The organism is Herbaspirillum sp. GW821-FHT09A12 (assembly GCF_059418325.1).
The window spans coordinates 528,145-544,287 of record NZ_JBWKPR010000002.1 but is presented as its reverse complement, the minus strand read 5'-3'; the positions used below and the strand labels follow the sequence as shown (position 1 = coordinate 544,287).

Sequence of the window (16,143 nt, the reverse complement as noted above, 5' to 3'; positions counted from 1 at the left end):
TGTTTATGGCAGCAAGTCTAGTGCTGGTGGGCATTCTTTAAAATTGCTATATTGAGAGATACCCCTTCTAAATATTAGAAGACCATCGGAGTCGTCCATGTCCAACACTGCCGTACGTTATTTTCTGGAAGTCGCCCGCTCAGGCTCTTTGAGCCGAGCCTCCGAGAAGCTGCACATCGCACCGTCTGCCATCAGCAGGCAAATCGCGAATTTGGAAGAAGACGTGGGCGCGCAATTATTTGAACGCCTGCCTACCGGCATGGTATTAAGCGCGGCAGGAGAGGTGTTCGCCACCCATGCAAGGCGCGCCCACCTCGAGGAGGAGCGGATACTGGCTGAAATCCAGGAATTGGCATCCGATGGCGGTAGCTTGATTTCCGTCGCGTCAACGGAAGGAGTGGCGCGTAATTTTCTGCCGCATGTAATGAGCACGTTCAGAGAGGTTTATCCCAAGACACGCTTCGCATTGAATGTCGCCATCCCCAAGATTGTGATTGGCATGATCAAGGATGGAGACGTGGATCTGGGGATTACGTTCAGCACGAAGCCGAGCGAGGGCGTGCATGTTGAATACTCTGCGAGGTCGAAAATTCATGCACTTATGCATCGCCGACATCCTCTCAGCAAGCACAAATCTTTGATGCTGGCGGATTTGCAGGGGTATCCCATGGCGCTCAAAGAAGAGGGGAGTACACAAAGGCAGTTGGTGGACCTTTGTTGCCAATTGGAAGGATTGGCGTTGAATCTTGTATTGACAAGCAACGACTCGGCATCATTGCTGCAATTTGCCTTTCATTCAGGCGCCATCGCGCTGACAAGCAAAGTATCGGAACAACATGAATTGCAAAAAGGAGGCTTAATTAGCATTCCTCTTATGAATACGGAATTACATCAACGGAATGTGCAGGTGTTAACCATGGCAGGACGAACCCTGCCAATTAATGTTCGGCGATTTGTCGACTTGATTGCGACCAAGATGGCTGCCATTTCGTTGTCTTGATATTGTGTGATGAGTCCAAGGCATCTGCTACGACTATCAGACCGACTGGGATTTGTTTTATGACATCCTGGATGGCAGGGGGCCTGAATGGTGTAAACGTCGACTCGTTGCAGATCGAATCAATGAACTGTTGCGGTCGGGTTCGACGGCCATGCGCATCTCCAATCTGTACTCTCAAACCAGCATCGACTGCTGAGCGAAGATACCCGCCATCGCGCCTTGCCATGTTGCCGTGGTGACCGAGGGGATGCCTGGGTTGGCAAGGTCACCGGCGGCGTAGATGCCGGGCATGCTGGTTTCACGGCGCTCGTCGGTCTTGAGGGCGACGCCGGTTGGCGTATTGACCGTGGTGAGACCCAGTGCGTCATGAAGGCTTGCGGACGGCTTATTGCGCGGATGCGCGAACAGGATGTCGATTGTGACATCGGGGCCGTTATCGAGCTTGATGGTGGCACCATGATTCCCGTGACGTGCGATTTCAGTGATCCGGCCATCAACGAGAGCTACCTGGCGGCCCGCCAGGTCGGCTCGTATGTCGTGAGTGATGTCGTGACCATTGCCGAAGACAGTCAACCTGTCGGTCCAATCGTGAAACAACCTGACCTGATTCATCGACTGCGGGCCAGACCAGACGAGGCCCCAATGCTGGTCAGCAACTTCGAAGCCGTCGCAATAGGGGCATGGGATGACGGATGTGCCCCAGTTCTCGACAAAGCCCGGAACATCAGGCATTTGGTCAACAACGCCATAGCTCAGGATCAGGCGGCGCGCGCTCAGGGTTTCGCCATCGCCAGTGAGGACGGAGAAATTGTCGATAGTGCCGGAGATGCTGTCGGCGCGGGCATTGACCATCCTGATGGCAGGGTAGCGCGCGAGTTGCTGCCGCGCAGCGGCCAGGATCTCGGACGGTGGCTTGTCATCGTGGCCGAGCACACCGTGCGAGCGGCCAGCGAAGCGGTTGCGCTGAAGGCCGGTATCGAGAACGATGACGTTGCGGCGGGCACGACCAAGCTGCAGAGCGGCGGCGAGGCCAGCAAAGCTGCCGCCGATGATGATGACGTGATTCATTGTGATGGGCTCCGTGTTGCGGATAGAGGGAGATGAGCTCGGCTTGGCCTGGCGCACCTTGCACATTTATGAAACTATTTGGTATCTTAATTATGCATTTAAGATACTGTCAAGGACTATATTTCGTGACCCAAAACAACAGCCAGACCCGGCGGGGCCGTCCCGCCAACGAGGCGCTTGGTCAAACAATCGTCGACGCTGCGTCCGAACTCTTTGTGGAATTGGGATTTCAAGCCACGACATTGGACAAGGTCGCCCAGCGAGCGAAGATATCCAAACTCAGCATTTATCGGCACTTCGAGAACAAGGAGGCACTGTTCAGCGCAGCCATGGTGGCCGGCTGCCAGCAGTTGTTTGCACCACAGGCCCTTCTTGAAGGCGCCAACGGTTCTGCCGAAGATCAACTGATGGCGGTGGGATCATTACTGCTTCGCACGCTGTTGAGATCAGACGTCCGCAGTGTTGAAGCCATGGTAATGGCCGACAAGACGAATCAAAAGTCGTTAAGCAAGCTCCATTACGAAGCAGGCCCCGCCCATGTCATCGCCCAAATCGAGGCCCTGTTGCGTCAGCTGCACGCGAAGGCACTTCTAAATGTGCCCGATCCTCTGCGATCCGCCCGCTTGTTTGCAGCGCTTTTCAAAGGCTCCGATCTTCTAATGATCGCTCGCTTCGATGAGGCGAGGGCAGAGGACGATAAGGAAATCGAATCCTATTGCCAGTCGGCCGTCGCCATGTTCATCGCCGCGCACGGTGGCATCCAAGGTGCGATATCGCGGCTGTGATCTTGCCCCGTAGGGACAGGGTGATCATCGTTTCGTGTTTGTGGCGCTAGCCGCCGGTGTGCTGCCGGAGCGCAGCAGACTGTTACTTCGCCGAACGTGAGTAATGATGGAATCTCTGTCATTGCTGCGATTCATAATTTTACATAATACAAATTATGCGAAGTTTGATGGGCAGAGAAAAGCGAGTGTTGGTGACTGAAATGAACTGGAATCACCTTCCAGACACTCATCTTTCCTACGAACAACAACGAGAAAATCCCGATGCGCAAAATGAGATACCCGACTACCCGTTACGGCCACCAAGGCGAATTTGAGTTCTGGATGCAAGGCCACTCGATCAAGGAGATTGCCAAACGCCTCAAGCGTTCCGAACGATCCGTGTACGACTGGCTGCACGGCAACCGCAAGATTCCATGGTGGGTGCCGGAAATCTTGCGGCTCCAGCACTACGAATACTACGACCGACTGCGCCAGATGGGATTTAGCCCGCCGCGCCGCCGACTGGCCGTTGCTACCGCCGATGTGCTGGCATTCCCCCAGCCCGCCGCCGTCATGCCCCCTGAATCCGACGCACCGATCAATTTCCACATTCAATCTATCCGAACCAGCGCCCGTTAAGGCGGTGCTATACTTTCTACAAGGACGCCCAATGGCAACCACATTGTTTGATACTCACGAATACGTCAAAAGACTTGAAGCCGCTGGAATCCCAACGGATCAAGCCGAAGCTCACGCCAAGGCACTTTCAGAAGCTATGAATAACGAACTAGTCAGAAAAACAGACTTGAATGAATTCCGGGCCGAGGTTAAGGGCCAGTTTGAGCTATTGAAATGGATGCTAGGTTTTGTGCTGGCTGGTACGGTCGGAATTCTATTCAAAATATTCCACTAACTTAGCCGCCCCGTCAAACCTAAGGCCCTGCATGTTCAGGGCCTTTCTTTTTGCCTAAAACGGACATACAGACGAATCCAACGCACTCGGAGCGGTGGCAATCCACATGATATCCAGTCCTTTGTTGTACCAGTACTGAGCACCATCCAGGCGCCCAGATTCGGCAATCAAAAATGCAGTACGCACAGCATCGACAGCCTGAGTACATGCCAGCGGCCAAGAAGTGACTTCCGGCTTGGGAATGCCGCGAGAACAAAAATAGCGCTTTTGGTCGAGCGTGCGGCACGACATATCTTTTGCGCAGTATTTGGCGAGATACGCGGCCAGCTTATGCACACCATCTTTACCAAAGCCAAATTTGTGCGGATTACGAACATCGATGTTTGACATTGCCCGGCCGGCGTCATCCGTCCCCACAATCTGCGCCCAAATGGCCCGGAGCAGTTGATAGCACTGGCGACCATGCACAGCAACATGGAAATGAATCGCGCCCCTCTCCTGCTCCTCGATCACCGCCACATACAAGAATTGCTTATGCTTGCTCATGCGGCGGCGAAACCTGTCCCAATGTTTCAACGCTAATTCGCGGTCGGTCATATTGTCTCGATAGGTCAGCGTGATCAAGCGATCAGCACTAATCGCTTTGCAAGCCTTGCGAACGCGCTTCTTTGCCTCGCGCCCTGCCGTTTCTTCATTGCGCTCTCGGTTCTCTGACTCGCCACGCTTTTTCCGTACCGTGGGGGTTCTAGCCGGGCCTACAAAGTGTTTTTCTCGAGCTACCGTTATTTCCTGCTGCCCATCAGGGAAAATGACCTTGCGGGCCATATAGCGGTCATTCCAAGTGTTTTTGACTCCATCATCGTTCCACCAGTCAGGATTGTTTTGCTCCGGTGCCACAGACTCAAATACGAGGTTTGACATATCGTCAGCAACGATATAACTTGCAGTCATTCATTCACCTATTTCAGCTAGTTGGATGAACGCCCCAACCGGATTGCGACTCCTGTTGGGGCATTTTCTTTTCTGGACTTCCCTTCCCTACTTCCTTTATCTCTGCTTTAGCCCTGCGGTTTCTGGTGCTGTTCGTTAAGTATGCTTAATACAAGTCTAGCGCTCGCTTCGCTCGCGCCGTCCTCGCAAGCTGCGGGCGGCGCGATCAATCGAGCGCCTGCACCGACTAACAGCAACATCACCAACAACCCCGCACACCCTAATTAGTCGGCACAAGTGCCGATCCGGTTAGCCCGGCCCTTTCTCCGAACAAACACCGTCGTTTTCCAGAGTTCCTCGCCTTATCGGTCAACGATAGGCGGCGCGTCTTTTGCCGCAAGGGGGTATTCATAAAAGCGCATACCACCGCGCTTTTACAAACCTTCCCCCTTGCGGCAAAAGCCTATTGCGCCACCTATTCGATGACCGGGCGAAGAACTCAGGAAAACGACGGCGGCATAGCTCAAACATGGCCGCTCTAACCACCCCAACGAGGGGCTCGGAATCTAGGAACCCGATCAGCGTAAAGGCGAACATCATGGAACAACCAGAACTGCCACTGCTGCACTTTCCCTATCAACCTTACTTCGCCCATTTCAAGCGCACGCGTAAGCCGCTGGCCCCTGCAAACTTTGTCGCGCCCTGGAAGCAACTCCGCTTGAAGCTGTTCGTTCGTAACCTCATTCGCAAGGGCGCTGCATTCATCTGGACTCGCCCCGATGGCCGCCAATTCTTTTGCAAGACCATGCGTCAACTGGTGGCGCGCATCATGGACTACGACGGCTATATCCTGCATAGCATTTTCAAAGGTAAGGGCAGGCTCATTGCTATGAACTAGAGTCGCGTCACCTGGAGTACAAGAAGAATCTCGCTTTTGCTGGTCTGGCCGGTGTCCGAGCGCATCCAGTCAGGCAGGAACGAGAAGCCAACGCGGCCCGAGCTTTCACGGTTCTCGGCCAGGCCGCCGATGATGACGATATCGCCGTCAGCGACCGATAGCGACGTGCGCACTTCGCGCTTAGTCAGCGTGGGCGAATTGTTGACGCCGGTTTGCGTCGTGACGAAGTTGGATAGCTGCTGGCCCACGGTCAGGTCGACCACCGAATCGCGGACGACTGGCGCCAGGTCAAAGATGACACCGGAACTGCGATACTCGACCGATTGAACCGGCGCATTTCCGTTACCGGGATAACTAACCGCACCAAGAACCGGCACATCCTGACCGACTGAAAAACGACCGGAAGCCCCCGACCGGACACGCAGAGACGGCGCGGATATCGTCTTAAAGCGGCTGTCACTCGATAGCGCCGAAAACACCGCATCGATGGAGGTGTTCTTGATCCGCACGAAGCCGTCCAGGGTTGACGGCGTCGATAATCCAGCTGTCACCGTGCCACCCAGCAGACTCAAGGCTAGCGAGAACGCCGAGCCTTCCGCACCGTTGGACGCCACCTCAAACACCTGGCCGCGCACCATGACCTCACCCAGCCGTGTATCCAGCTGCGCCAACAGGCCGGACAGCTTTTTGATATCAGCCGCGGTGCCGTTGAACACCAGGGCATCCGTCACGGTATCGACCAGCGATGCCGCAGAGCCAGAGGGCGCAGGCGCTTTAGCCTGGCCTCCAGGAGCGTCCCCGGAAACAACTTGCGGTGCGCCATGAATAGTGCGCGTCGAGGTGAACTCACCCTTTGGAAAAAGAGCGCGCAGCAGTTCGACCAGGTAAGTCACATCTCTGAATTTTGGCCGATAGATGAACGCCTCTTTATCGGGTTCCGGCTCCTTTGCGGTGCTGACCAGGTCGACCCCGTTCACGGAACGGACGGCCAGGCCGAGCAGCGACATAAAGCGCGACACTTCCGATCGCGGCGACGCTCCTGTAGCGAACCGGAACGACACCAGGCGTTCATCGGCCACAACGTCCGGCTGGATCAGGTAGGGCGTCTTAAGGACCTGGGTGTACATCACCTCGACCGCATCAGCGATTCGCACCCGCGACAGCTCGAATGCGCTATCTGGAATACCGGGCGCACCAGGAGGTAACGATAAAGGCAACGGCAGGATCGGCGCGGCGTTACTGACTGAGGTAACGACTACCAGGAGCAACGTGATTAGGCGTTTCATTTCTTCCCCTCTACATGTCCGGCCTGGACGACAGCGCCCGAGTACCGGGTGACCTTGGCACCGTCGATATCGCCAATGGTCTGCGGCCCCATCTGGACGAACATCGAGGGCGATTCGTAACGCAAACGGCCGCTCGGATCAGCGATCACGATATAGCTGGCATTCCCTATCTTGGCTGTTCCAGCGATACGCCAGGTGTCTGAAAACCCAGGCTTGGGCGAGGGCGCGGCACCCTTCCCGTTCGCACCAGGAGCAACCGCCCCACCCTGCTTGGCATCCTGTGCCACGGGCTCAGTTTTCTTGGGCGTGAAGAAGCGCTTAATGCTGTATCCGCCGATGGCCAGCGCCACCAGCATCACCGCAGCCATCACCCATACCTTGCGACGGGCCAGCATGTTTTGCCGCTTGTCGACGTTGACAATCTTCCCTGCGGCACCACCCTTGAACGAGGAATAGAGCGGAAATATGTCCTTGCGATACTTGCGCAACGTGACGCTGATCCGCACCGCTTTAGTCTGCTTGTTTCCTTCGAAAATCGACACGCTGTAGGTGTTGGAAAGACCAAGGGAGATTTTTTTATGCGTGCGAATGTGGAAGGCCACCACGTTTTTGACGAAGCGGTGCAGTGTCGACATGTCCTGAATCATCAGCACCAGGTCACACGCAATACCGGTATCGGCATTGGTGAAGTGGCGGTGTTCCAGGAAGAAGCTTTTATGTTCCTCCAGGAGCGTGGCCCCGGTCGCCGGCCAGAAGCGCCAGGCCTCATCGATACACACCAGGTCACCCGGTTGCACGGTCGTATCAGTGTGAGCGCCCTTTTGCGCGTCGTAATACGGGAAGAACTTGGGCAGCGCCACGTCGCCGTTACTGACATGGACTACCTCGCCCAACGTACCAGGAACAACCTTGTGAGTCTTCTCGATGAATTCACGGATTTTGTCGCCATCGATCCCATCGACGTTCGTCACCACCCGCCGACCTTGCGCGATCGCCGGCACAATGACCTCTGACACGACCTCATAGCTCTTACCGGAACCCATCAGGCCGGTATAGACGTTGATCCCCATGTCAGCCGATCACCGGCAGCCGCCGAATGGTGAAGCGCGTCACATAGGCCGATAGCAGCAGCGGCACACCTGCTTTGATGTTGAACAGGTTCAGGAGATACCAAACACCAGCTGGCAATCCACCGAAGGCAGCGCCCAGCTGATCCGCGTTTGGCAGCATGGACGTAATCACGGCCATGAATTCGGTGGTAACGAAAAAGAGCCCGAAGAAGACAACGAACTTCACAATGATGGAACGCACCACGAATGCCAAGACGACATTCAGGGCCGATAGGACGATTCCGAACATGAGCTAGCCCCTCCTATGCCCGAAGCACAATAAACAGCGCCATGAGCGCGTAGACCACCGCCATGACCGCAAACAAAGTCGGCCTTGCTTGCTCCAGGAGCGCGCAGTGATTCGTAAAGCCGATGTCCTTGCCAAAGACCGGCACTTGCCAGGTCGGGCATTGCGCGTCGACGCCGGGAACGACAAACGACTTCACCGAGGGGAAGGCATTGGTCAGCGGCGCGATGATTTGCTGGGCGGTCGGAATCGGCTCCAGGCCAGGCGCGCCGATACCAGGATCAGTGCCAAGGTTTGAGAGCGGTTCGGTCGAGGGATTGGTGCCGGTGCTGGGTTGCGTGGCTGGGTCTACTGACGATGCAGGAGTGGTCGCGGTCGGCATAGTGAATGGCGACGACGCGGTGCCACCAGAGGGCGCAGCTTGTGGCGCGACAAAATCACCTACAGACGGCCAATAATCTGTATGCGCCTGCTGCCATGCTTGTGCCTGGACGGCAGTAATGGGTTGCGTGGCATCGTATGGCAGACCATCGTAGCCCGGCGCTGCCGCAGCCTCACGCCAAAAATCATTGGCAAGATCTGCGACGATCTGAGGATTGAGTGCAGCAGCTTTTTGAGCGTCAGTAAGTGCTGCTGCCGCGTCTGAAATTGTCTTTACAGGAGCGCCAGCAGGTTCAGGGAAGTTTGATGCCGGGCATATGCCATTAGTGCCCGACAAGCTTATACCTGGACAAGCTGTTCTGTTACTCGTGTACTGGATGATCGCGCCTGCCACTCCAACATCATACACCTGGCCAGTGTCGGAAAACGTCCAAAATGAATGGCATTCGTCGCCAACCATATCGTACGCCCGCTGAAAAATACGGCCTTGAGATTCCCCAGTGCTACCCGGTATGCCAGTACACGCCCCCGCTTTTGACGCCGAGCAAACGTAGCTTTGCCAGCACCAGATTGCCGACGGGATCGGCATCCCGGCAGGTGTATTCACTGATTGAGGATTGTCGCCAACCTGCACGCTATTCCGGTCTTTGAACAGCCATTTAACACCGGCGTCGAGAGCAAGTATCCCCGCAGATCCAACCAAAACAATGGCTGCAACACTCACCCATGCAGGCGCGGTAATGCCCAGCGCAGTAACGGCAACAGCCTCTGCTGTATAACCAATAGCAGCCCCGCCAATAGCCCTAATCGTAGAGCTATAACGGGGATCAGCCGCCAAAAATCCATTACTCAACATTTTGCTCTGCGCAACGCCGGAGATTGCGTTTTGCATCTTCGACACCGGCAAATCGGCGCTATAGGCATTGATGGTCAACACCAGGAGACACAGCAACGTGAGGATCATTCGCCGCATCATGCGCCCTCCAGGCCGGCCACAGTAGCCCAGGCACACACGATGCCCCAGGCAAAGACAAACAAGTACCAAAGGTTCGAATAGACCATCGCACACCCCCTATGCGCAGACGAAAAAAAAGGACGATGCAGCGCTACATCGTCCCTACTTGCGACTGGCGATGCTTAGGCCGTCTTGAGGAACGCCATCACCATCTTTGCGGCCTTGACGGTGACGTGCACAACCGCAATGACCGCGCCGATCGCCAACACACCGGTAACGATGTCGGTCGCGGACACCGCACCCGTGATACCCGTCAGGTCGACGGCCGCATGTGCAGCCGGTGCACCCACTGCCAATGCAACGCCAGTTGCGCCAGCGCCGACCACTTTCTTTGCCTTGTTCCAGACTTTCATGGTTCTACCCCTTGTAACGCCGGAAATCGTCCGGCAACGTTTGCCCGATATGAGCAATTCTTTTAGGCGATGGCGTGATACAGCATCACGAACGCCATGACCCACAATGCAGCCACACCAGCGGCCAGCAATCCAGTCAAACGATGCAATCCCATCTCTCATCCCTCCCTGATCATGTCGAGCAAGGCACCAACGCCTTTGCCGACGAAATAACACACCAACACCAGTGAAAAGCCTGCCGTCCACACTGTCGCTACACTCGATGCCTCAGGCGCGTCCAATGTCGTTTCGAGCAACCCGACTTGTAAGGTTGCTGTACCACCGTCGCATGCCAACTGGCCGTCCACAGACACAGTGGGCGCAGCCTCTTGCGAGCAGTAAAGAACGTACTTAGGCATCGGATTTTTCGTTACGCGGAACGGAGGTCAGGAAATTGAATTGGCGGCGCTGACGAAACTCACGCTGCCGCTGCGCATTGGTTTTTGGAGCCAGTTTCGGCGGACGACCACGGCGCGATTCACCGAACAGGTCTACCGTGTATTTGTCCGCCGATTGCTTCATCAGGCCGCTACCTTGGCAGGTTCCTTGGGAGTCGCTTTCGGTGCGGTGTAGGGCGTGATGCTGTCCACCACAGATTGAATGCGCTTGTCAGATGCGACGGAGATGCGGAAATCCACCTCATACATGCCGCGCGGAATATTGTTGTATTCCTTGGGCAGAAGCAGCTCACCGACCAGCGGCTCTACTTCGCCGGACTGCTTGTTGATGTTATGGACGATGCACTGAGCAAAGCGCATGTCATATGCATTGCCCGACTTCTTTGCGATACCGGACAGGGGGACAACGTGCAGGATTTCGATAATCGATTTAGCCATTTTTCGAGCCTCTAGACTGAATTTGAAGGGATGCCGCTAAGGGAGTCGAACGCCCAAAAACGGCACTTTTTCGCGCTTGTGATATCTTATGAAAATAGCTCAAATGAACTAAGTACAAATGAGCTAATTCGAGATGCATGTTAGCCCAAACGTACAAACTTGGTGATTGGAGTTTCAAATGACTTACGAAGAATTAATAGCGAAGGCGCTCAAAGGCAGAAGTGTCAATAGCTTGGCGAAGGAATGGGGAATTCCACAGAAGACGCTAGACAACTACGCGAAGGGAACGAGAACACCGGACTTTCACACCACCATCATTTTGATAAAAGAATCCGGATATAGCGCAGAGCGAGTGCTGAAAGTACTGGCTGACCATGAGGCGAGCAGAAAGCTCACCAAAAGAGATATGACGGTAATTGCCGACAAGCTCTCACCATCTTTTGATGCGTTACTGCGTATGGCAAACGCTTGCTGGATGCAAATTCAGCGGGTGGCGCAGTAACTAATTTGCCCATCAAAGCTTCTACAAATTATGCGAAATCGACGGCAAATCAGCACAACAGATATTTTTTCCAAAAGGAAACATTTTGGCGGTTTCCTCAGTGACCAAACGGCTCCTTGTCGGCACGATGCGTTCTAGCTCTGGTTTCGTCTGTTACATGGATGCGTTTCCCGTGTGTGCCATTCCTTGACAAGCTGCCGTCGGTTACCGAGGTAGTACTCGTCCAAGAAATCAGCCTTCACAACCCAGTCGGCACGAAAACGGTGAAAATCGCCAAACGACTCACACCAAGCCGCAACGAACCAACGCGACTCAACGAAACCGAGCATGATCGGCCAGATCGTTTGTTCCAACACGGTTCCGTTCTCTTCCCTATACACAATGTGCATTTTGCGCTGTTCGCGCAGCGCCTGTCGAACTCGTCCCAAATCGAGGCCTGTATCTTCGCTTTGCGGGCTGATATACAGCGCATTGTCATCCAACGCTCGCCGCATCTCTAACGGAAGCACTGCATCGATTTTTGCAATCGCGTTCTGCATCGCATGAGCTAGGCCATCGTCCGTTTGGCGGCTGACCCATTGGGCGCCAGCCGCAAGTGCATGAATTTCTTCTGCCGTAAAAGACAGCGGCGGTAGAAGAAAACCTGGTCGGAGTATGTAGCCGATACCTGGCTCTCCATTGATATCAGCACCTAATGTTTGCAGTGTCGCAATGTCGCGACGGATAGTGCGTAGCGATACGCCAACCTCGCGTGCAAGCGTCTCGCCGGACACCGTTCCACGGTGCCGGCGAAGGACTTGCATGAGATCAAATAAACGATGGCTTCTCGACATGCTTAGTCCATTGTGACGAGGCACTTTCCACCGAGTTTAAGACCAGCTTCAAGCTCAGTGATAAGTTGGATTGCGTCATTTAGCGGTACGATTTTTCCGATCGGCAGTCGAAATTTTCCATTTCTGGCAGCACTGGCAAGATTGTCGAGAATGTCTGGCCTCGGTGCACCGACAATCGGCTTCAATTTGCGGTTGAAGATAGCGCGGATGAGCTTGCCAGGGGTTGGGTTGAGGTCAAGAAACACACCGTCCTTTTGCAGTAGACTGAGCCCCATCGCAGTGGTCATCGTGGCGGCCGTGTCGTAGACCACATCGAAACGCTCCGCGAGCGTCCCCAAATCAGTAGTCCGATAGTCAAAGACGGTTTGAACGCCGAGAGAGGCGGCTCGCTCCCTCGAACCGGAGCTGCAACTACCCGTAACCGAAGCGCCGAGCATGAGCGCTATCTGCACAGCCGCTTCGCCCACTGCACCGGCGCAGCCGTTGACGAAGACGCGCTGGCCGGCCTTCAGTTTCGCCTTGTCTACCAAACCGTTCCAGGCGGTGATTCCCGGCGTTCCAATGCAAGCAGCATCCTTGAAAGACACTTCGTCGGGTTTCTTTGCCAAGAAGGTTTCTTTGGTCACAACCGCCTGGCCTAAAGCTCCACTCTCCTTGAAACGGGCCAGACCGAAGACAGCCTCCCCCGGACGAAAGCGCGTTACGCCTGGACCGATCGCAGTCACGACCCCCGAAAAATCCATGCCCATCGCACGAGGGAAGGCATTTCCGGTCACGATTTTCATCAGGCCGTTGCGCAGCTTCCAATCGATGGGGTTTATGGCTGCGAATTTGACCTGCACTGCCACCTCGCCTTTGCCGGGCGCGGCCAGCTCGAAGTCGTCGAGTTGCATAAGCTCGGGACCGCCGTACTTGTGATATTGGATGCGTTTCATGGCAGCCTCTCTCTTCCCACTTCAGAGCAGCATAGCCGGGTGGTTCGCTTGGCAGAATCTGTAACACGCGTAGTCATCATATGCTTGTCTTTTGTAGTGTCGGAGAATGCAGTCTAGATCAGCATGGTGTCAGTTTTTGACACCATGGTTCACTATGTCTGTTTCTCCGAATTGGGATATACCGTCAGGCACCGTTACCGCGTCTTGACCGTTTCCCAACTGAATAAGAGCATCGGTAGCGAACCACGACCTTCACGCCTGTCGAGATGGGATTTAACCCGCCGCGCCAACGTCTGCCTATGATCCGTTAATGCTTTTTAACCAGGCCGCCATGACTGGATACAGCCACCACAGCATGGCGCTCCAGATCAGGATGACGATCCCAAGGCCGACATAGCTCCGGGGTTTCTGGTTCTTCTCCGTCAGCCACGCTTCAGCCCGAATCCTGTTGCGTTCGATGGCGTCTGCTGGCGTCAATCGTAAGCAGAGCCAGATTCCCAGCGGAACAATAATCAAATCATCGAGATAGCCAATGATGGGAATGAAGTCTGGAATCAAATCTATTGGACTCAGCGCATAGGCCGCAACGGCCATTGCCAGGATTTTGGGCAGCAACGGCGCCGAAGAGTCTTTGGCGATGAACATCAGCGTCACGACATCTCGTTTGAGTTTTTTTGCCGTTGCGTGCAGATGGGTGATGAGTGGGCGTATCACGGATGGCTTTAAATAAAAATTAGATGGCTGGAGCTGCATTATCGTGCCGAATTTCGCATGCGAAATCATCAACCGCGTTCCCCTGCTCTGCCTGCATTCTCTTCTTTTTTGCAGCGACCATTGGCGGGGCCGCATCGCTATATCAGCCCTATCCATCATGGTCAGTCGGCGAAATTGCCGTCTGCTAATTCATAGCTGGTACTGCGCCCACCAGCGACGGTCTTTTTCAGCACGCCTTTTTCCAGCAGGTCAGTGATGTCGCGTAGTGCTGTATCCGGTGAACATTTGGCGATGGCCGCCCATTTGCTGGTGGTGAGCTTGCCCTCAAAGTCATCCAGCAGTTTGTTCAGCAACTTCGCTTGCCGCTGGTTCAGCGACAGCGGCCCCCAGCGCTGCCAGAAACGCGCCTTGGCCAGGACGGCGTCGAGCGTGAGCTGCGCCTGGTCGACGGCGCGGTGCAGGCTGTCCAGGAACCATAGCAGCCACTCGGTGACGTCCATCGATCGCTTTTGCGTGCGCTCCAGCATCTCGTAATAGGTTTTCCGGTCCCGCTGGATCTGGGCGGAAAGACTGTAGAAGCGCTGCGGGCTGCCGTCGGCCCGTGCCAGGAGCAGATCGCCGATGGCGCGCGCGATGCGGCCGTTGCCGTCGTCGAATGGGTGCAGCGTCACGAACCACAGGTGGCCCAGGCCGGCCTTGATCAAGGGCGGTTCGTTCACCGGGCCGTTGAGCCAATCCAGGAAGCGGCCGGTTTCCCGCTCCAGGCTGTGTGCCGGCGGCGCTTCGTAATGCACGCGCTGGCGGCCGATCGGGCCGGATACCACTTGCATGGGGCCGCCGGCGTCGTCTCGCCATGCGCCGACATTGATCCTGGACAGGCCTGAATAGGCGCTCGGGAACAACGCCGCATGCCAGCCGAACAGGCGCTCCCGGTCAACCGCTGCGGCGGCATTGCCGGTGGCGTCGAGGATCATTTCGACCACGCCTTCGACGTGCCGATCGACCGGCGCCAATGCGCCGATCTCCACGCCCATACGGCGGGCGATGCTGGAGCGCACGGATTCGACGTTGAGGGTTTCGCCTTCGATTTCGCTGGTCTTGATGACATCCTCGGTCAACGCGGCCAGGCTGGCCTGGTCGCGCAAGGCCAGGCCCACATCAGCCAGGCGTCCCAGCAGGATGCCCTGCGCGCGGCTGACCTCGGCCATCGGCCCGGCGAGCGCCGCGAGGTCGAATTGCCAGCGCGGCCAGTCGCCGGATTGCCAGATATAGGTGTAATCTCCGCTTTTCATGCGGTCATTATGGGCCGGATTCTCCGCATGGGCAAATTATTCTTTGCATAAAATGCGGTGAATAAGCGGCTTATTCGCCGCACGACATGGATGCCCTGCTCCATGCGACTGAAACCGGGTTCAGGGATGACCCGGCTAATGCCCTCTTCATCCATGGCCAAGTGACGGGGAAAACCGGTTTATCCTGTGGTAAGTTAGACTACGTATCGTATCAACGATACATTTGAATCTATTCGCCAGCATCCCCCTCGCTACCACATGAAGATCAAGAACAAGGCCGTTGCCGGCGCCAAGGAAGCGCCAGTGGCGACGCCACAGAAAAAGCCCGGAACCGCAACACTCAAGGAAACAAAAACACGCGTGCGGCTTTCGCCGGAAGTGCGGCGCCGGCAAATCCTCGATGCCGCACTGGTTGAATTCAGCGCCCTGGGGTTTACCGCCGCCAGCATCTCCAAGATCGCCCAGCGCGCCGGCACCTCCAAAGCCAATCTCTATGTGCACTTCGCCAACAAGGATGAAATTTTCGAGACCTTGCTGACGGATCTGCTGGCGCCGCCCATTGAGCTCCGGCAGCAAGCCCAATCGGAGCCGGACCTGGACGATCTGATCGACAGCTTCATCGAAAAAACCTACGGCGGCCTCACGCCGCAGGCTATCGCGATCATACGGCTCGTCATTTCAGAGGGTCATCGTGTCCCGGCCATCATTCGGCGCTGGTACGAAAACAATGTCATCCCGGCGCGGGCCAGGCAGCAACGGCAGATCGACCAATATGTGGCCAAGGGGCAGATACTGCCCAGCCCGCTCACCGAGCACTTCAGCTTTGTCATGGTGCCGGTGCTATACGCCGCCGTCGTTAAAATGGTTTTTGGCGAAGAGATGGGGGACAGTGAAAGTAACAAAATCAAGGAAACGCACCGCAAGGTGCTGCACATGCTGCTCAAGCCGCATCTTGAAGGGGCCTGAGCCCTTTCTTTCTTTCATCAGATGATCCTTGCGGCGGCGCCCATCCCGCCGCCAGCGGTCGC

Annotated in this window: 20 protein-coding genes; 7 read left to right on the top strand and 13 right to left on the bottom strand. The window is 55.7% G+C overall.

Annotated features, from left to right (window positions below):
• Positions 1-97: 97 nt before the first annotated feature.
• Complete coding sequence (locus tag AC07N6_RS07630) at positions 98-1,000, top strand: LysR family transcriptional regulator (protein ID WP_494779708.1); 903 nt, start codon at positions 98-100, stop codon at positions 998-1,000.
• 174 nt (positions 1,001-1,174) lie between these two features.
• On the opposite strand, the gene AC07N6_RS07625 is transcribed toward AC07N6_RS07630, so the two are convergent.
• Positions 1,175-2,068 carry an NAD(P)/FAD-dependent oxidoreductase gene (locus AC07N6_RS07625; protein WP_494779707.1) on the bottom strand — a complete coding sequence of 298 codons (894 nt, stop codon included), beginning with the start codon at positions 2,066-2,068 and terminating at the stop codon, positions 1,175-1,177.
• Positions 2,069-2,193: 125 nt separating this feature from the next.
• Here AC07N6_RS07625 and AC07N6_RS07620 point away from each other — a divergent pair, with 125 nt between their 5' ends.
• From AC07N6_RS07620 to AC07N6_RS07610, 3 genes are all read left to right on the top strand, one after another.
• Positions 2,194-2,853: a TetR/AcrR family transcriptional regulator gene (locus tag AC07N6_RS07620; protein WP_494779706.1), complete on the top strand. Its 660-nt coding sequence runs from the start codon at positions 2,194-2,196 to the stop codon at positions 2,851-2,853.
• 261 nt (positions 2,854-3,114) lie between these two features.
• On the top strand, positions 3,115-3,471 hold the full coding sequence (locus tag AC07N6_RS07615) for a helix-turn-helix domain-containing protein (protein WP_494779705.1): 357 nt from the start codon (positions 3,115-3,117) through the stop codon (positions 3,469-3,471).
• A 31-nt stretch (positions 3,472-3,502) separates the two neighbouring features.
• Positions 3,503-3,745, top strand: coding sequence for a hypothetical protein (locus AC07N6_RS07610; RefSeq protein WP_494779704.1), 243 nt, complete (start codon positions 3,503-3,505; stop codon positions 3,743-3,745).
• Positions 3,746-3,799: 54 nt separating this feature from the next.
• Here the strand turns inward: AC07N6_RS07610 and AC07N6_RS07605 are convergent, their stop codons facing one another.
• Complete coding sequence (locus tag AC07N6_RS07605) at positions 3,800-4,696, bottom strand: rolling circle replication-associated protein (protein WP_494779703.1); 897 nt, start codon at positions 4,694-4,696, stop codon at positions 3,800-3,802.
• 577 nt (positions 4,697-5,273) lie between these two features.
• Between AC07N6_RS07605 and AC07N6_RS07600 the strand changes: the two genes are divergently transcribed.
• Complete coding sequence (locus tag AC07N6_RS07600) at positions 5,274-5,573, top strand: hypothetical protein (RefSeq protein ID WP_494779702.1); 300 nt, start codon at positions 5,274-5,276, stop codon at positions 5,571-5,573.
• Here the strand turns inward: AC07N6_RS07600 and AC07N6_RS07595 are convergent.
• The 7 genes from AC07N6_RS07595 to AC07N6_RS07565 all read right to left on the bottom strand — a co-directional run bounded on the left by AC07N6_RS07595 (position 5,570) and on the right by AC07N6_RS07565 (position 10,839).
• Positions 5,570-6,859, bottom strand: a complete 1,290-nt coding sequence (locus AC07N6_RS07595; RefSeq protein WP_494779701.1) for a type II secretion system protein GspD — start codon at positions 6,857-6,859, stop codon at positions 5,570-5,572. The two genes, AC07N6_RS07600 and AC07N6_RS07595, sit on opposite strands and share 4 nt — an antisense overlap.
• A complete protein-coding gene (locus AC07N6_RS07590; protein ID WP_494779700.1) occupies positions 6,856-7,929 on the bottom strand; it encodes a zonular occludens toxin family protein in 1,074 nt (357 codons plus the stop codon). The genes AC07N6_RS07595 and AC07N6_RS07590 overlap by 4 nt, the downstream gene beginning before the upstream one ends.
• A gap of 1 nt (position 7,930) precedes the next feature.
• Positions 7,931-8,218, bottom strand: coding sequence for a DUF2523 family protein (locus AC07N6_RS07585; protein ID WP_144768305.1), 288 nt, complete (start codon positions 8,216-8,218; stop codon positions 7,931-7,933).
• 13 nt (positions 8,219-8,231) lie between these two features.
• Positions 8,232-9,560: a hypothetical protein gene (locus AC07N6_RS07580; protein ID WP_494779699.1), complete on the bottom strand. Its 1,329-nt coding sequence runs from the start codon at positions 9,558-9,560 to the stop codon at positions 8,232-8,234.
• Between the two features lie 173 nt (positions 9,561-9,733).
• Positions 9,734-9,964: a hypothetical protein gene (locus AC07N6_RS07575; RefSeq protein WP_494779698.1), complete on the bottom strand. Its 231-nt coding sequence runs from the start codon at positions 9,962-9,964 to the stop codon at positions 9,734-9,736.
• Between the two features lie 390 nt (positions 9,965-10,354).
• Positions 10,355-10,525 carry a hypothetical protein gene (locus tag AC07N6_RS07570; protein WP_494779697.1) on the bottom strand — a complete coding sequence of 57 codons (171 nt, stop codon included), beginning with the start codon at positions 10,523-10,525 and terminating at the stop codon, positions 10,355-10,357.
• Entirely contained in the window at positions 10,525-10,839 is a 315-nt protein-coding gene (locus tag AC07N6_RS07565; RefSeq protein ID WP_494779696.1) for a hypothetical protein, read from the bottom strand. The genes AC07N6_RS07570 and AC07N6_RS07565 overlap by 1 nt, the downstream gene beginning before the upstream one ends.
• A gap of 178 nt (positions 10,840-11,017) precedes the next feature.
• Here AC07N6_RS07565 and AC07N6_RS07560 point away from each other — a divergent pair, with 178 nt between their 5' ends.
• Positions 11,018-11,341, top strand: a complete 324-nt coding sequence (locus tag AC07N6_RS07560; protein ID WP_494779695.1) for a hypothetical protein — start codon at positions 11,018-11,020, stop codon at positions 11,339-11,341.
• A gap of 134 nt (positions 11,342-11,475) precedes the next feature.
• On the opposite strand, the gene AC07N6_RS07555 is transcribed toward AC07N6_RS07560, so the two are convergent.
• From AC07N6_RS07555 to AC07N6_RS07540, 4 genes are all read right to left on the bottom strand, one after another.
• The gene (locus tag AC07N6_RS07555; protein ID WP_494779694.1) at positions 11,476-12,174 is read right to left on the bottom strand and encodes a helix-turn-helix transcriptional regulator; all 699 of its coding nucleotides are present in this window, start codon (positions 12,172-12,174) and stop codon (positions 11,476-11,478) included.
• 2 nt (positions 12,175-12,176) lie between these two features.
• Positions 12,177-13,109, bottom strand: coding sequence for an NAD(P)-dependent alcohol dehydrogenase (locus tag AC07N6_RS07550; protein WP_494779693.1), 933 nt, complete (start codon positions 13,107-13,109; stop codon positions 12,177-12,179).
• Between the two features lie 297 nt (positions 13,110-13,406).
• On the bottom strand, positions 13,407-13,892 hold the full coding sequence (locus AC07N6_RS07545; RefSeq protein WP_494779692.1) for a YkvA family protein: 486 nt from the start codon (positions 13,890-13,892) through the stop codon (positions 13,407-13,409).
• A 92-nt stretch (positions 13,893-13,984) separates the two neighbouring features.
• Positions 13,985-15,115, bottom strand: a complete 1,131-nt coding sequence (locus AC07N6_RS07540; protein WP_494779691.1) for a Fic family protein — start codon at positions 15,113-15,115, stop codon at positions 13,985-13,987.
• A gap of 258 nt (positions 15,116-15,373) precedes the next feature.
• Between AC07N6_RS07540 and AC07N6_RS07535 the strand changes: the two genes are divergently transcribed.
• Positions 15,374-16,081, top strand: coding sequence for a TetR/AcrR family transcriptional regulator (locus tag AC07N6_RS07535; protein WP_494779690.1), 708 nt, complete (start codon positions 15,374-15,376; stop codon positions 16,079-16,081).
• Positions 16,082-16,143: the final 62 nt, after the last annotated feature.

What these genes read in the sequence shown, in the direction of transcription:
- AC07N6_RS07630 (WP_494779708.1), top strand. Translation starts at nt 98, where the DNA reads ATGTCCAACACTGCCGTACGTTATTTTCTGGAAGTCGCCCGCTCAGGC.
- AC07N6_RS07625 (WP_494779707.1), bottom strand. Translation starts at nt 2,068, where the DNA reads ATGAATCACGTCATCATCATCGGCGGCAGCTTTGCTGGCCTCGCCGCC.
- AC07N6_RS07615 (WP_494779705.1), top strand. Translation starts at nt 3,115, where the DNA reads ATGCGCAAAATGAGATACCCGACTACCCGTTACGGCCACCAAGGCGAA.
- AC07N6_RS07610 (WP_494779704.1), top strand. Translation starts at nt 3,503, where the DNA reads ATGGCAACCACATTGTTTGATACTCACGAATACGTCAAAAGACTTGAA.
- AC07N6_RS07605 (WP_494779703.1), bottom strand. Translation starts at nt 4,696, where the DNA reads ATGACTGCAAGTTATATCGTTGCTGACGATATGTCAAACCTCGTATTT.
- AC07N6_RS07600 (WP_494779702.1), top strand. Translation starts at nt 5,274, where the DNA reads ATGGAACAACCAGAACTGCCACTGCTGCACTTTCCCTATCAACCTTAC.
- AC07N6_RS07595 (WP_494779701.1), bottom strand. Translation starts at nt 6,859, where the DNA reads ATGAAACGCCTAATCACGTTGCTCCTGGTAGTCGTTACCTCAGTCAGT.
- AC07N6_RS07590 (WP_494779700.1), bottom strand. Translation starts at nt 7,929, where the DNA reads ATGGGGATCAACGTCTATACCGGCCTGATGGGTTCCGGTAAGAGCTAT.
- AC07N6_RS07585 (WP_144768305.1), bottom strand. Translation starts at nt 8,218, where the DNA reads ATGTTCGGAATCGTCCTATCGGCCCTGAATGTCGTCTTGGCATTCGTG.
- AC07N6_RS07580 (WP_494779699.1), bottom strand. Translation starts at nt 9,560, where the DNA reads ATGATCCTCACGTTGCTGTGTCTCCTGGTGTTGACCATCAATGCCTAT.
- AC07N6_RS07575 (WP_494779698.1), bottom strand. Translation starts at nt 9,964, where the DNA reads ATGAAAGTCTGGAACAAGGCAAAGAAAGTGGTCGGCGCTGGCGCAACT.
- AC07N6_RS07570 (WP_494779697.1), bottom strand. Translation starts at nt 10,525, where the DNA reads ATGAAGCAATCGGCGGACAAATACACGGTAGACCTGTTCGGTGAATCG.
- AC07N6_RS07565 (WP_494779696.1), bottom strand. Translation starts at nt 10,839, where the DNA reads ATGGCTAAATCGATTATCGAAATCCTGCACGTTGTCCCCCTGTCCGGT.
- AC07N6_RS07560 (WP_494779695.1), top strand. Translation starts at nt 11,018, where the DNA reads ATGACTTACGAAGAATTAATAGCGAAGGCGCTCAAAGGCAGAAGTGTC.
- AC07N6_RS07555 (WP_494779694.1), bottom strand. Translation starts at nt 12,174, where the DNA reads ATGTCGAGAAGCCATCGTTTATTTGATCTCATGCAAGTCCTTCGCCGG.
- AC07N6_RS07550 (WP_494779693.1), bottom strand. Translation starts at nt 13,109, where the DNA reads ATGAAACGCATCCAATATCACAAGTACGGCGGTCCCGAGCTTATGCAA.
- AC07N6_RS07545 (WP_494779692.1), bottom strand. Translation starts at nt 13,892, where the DNA reads ATGATTTCGCATGCGAAATTCGGCACGATAATGCAGCTCCAGCCATCT.
- AC07N6_RS07540 (WP_494779691.1), bottom strand. Translation starts at nt 15,115, where the DNA reads ATGAAAAGCGGAGATTACACCTATATCTGGCAATCCGGCGACTGGCCG.
- AC07N6_RS07535 (WP_494779690.1), top strand. Translation starts at nt 15,374, where the DNA reads ATGAAGATCAAGAACAAGGCCGTTGCCGGCGCCAAGGAAGCGCCAGTG.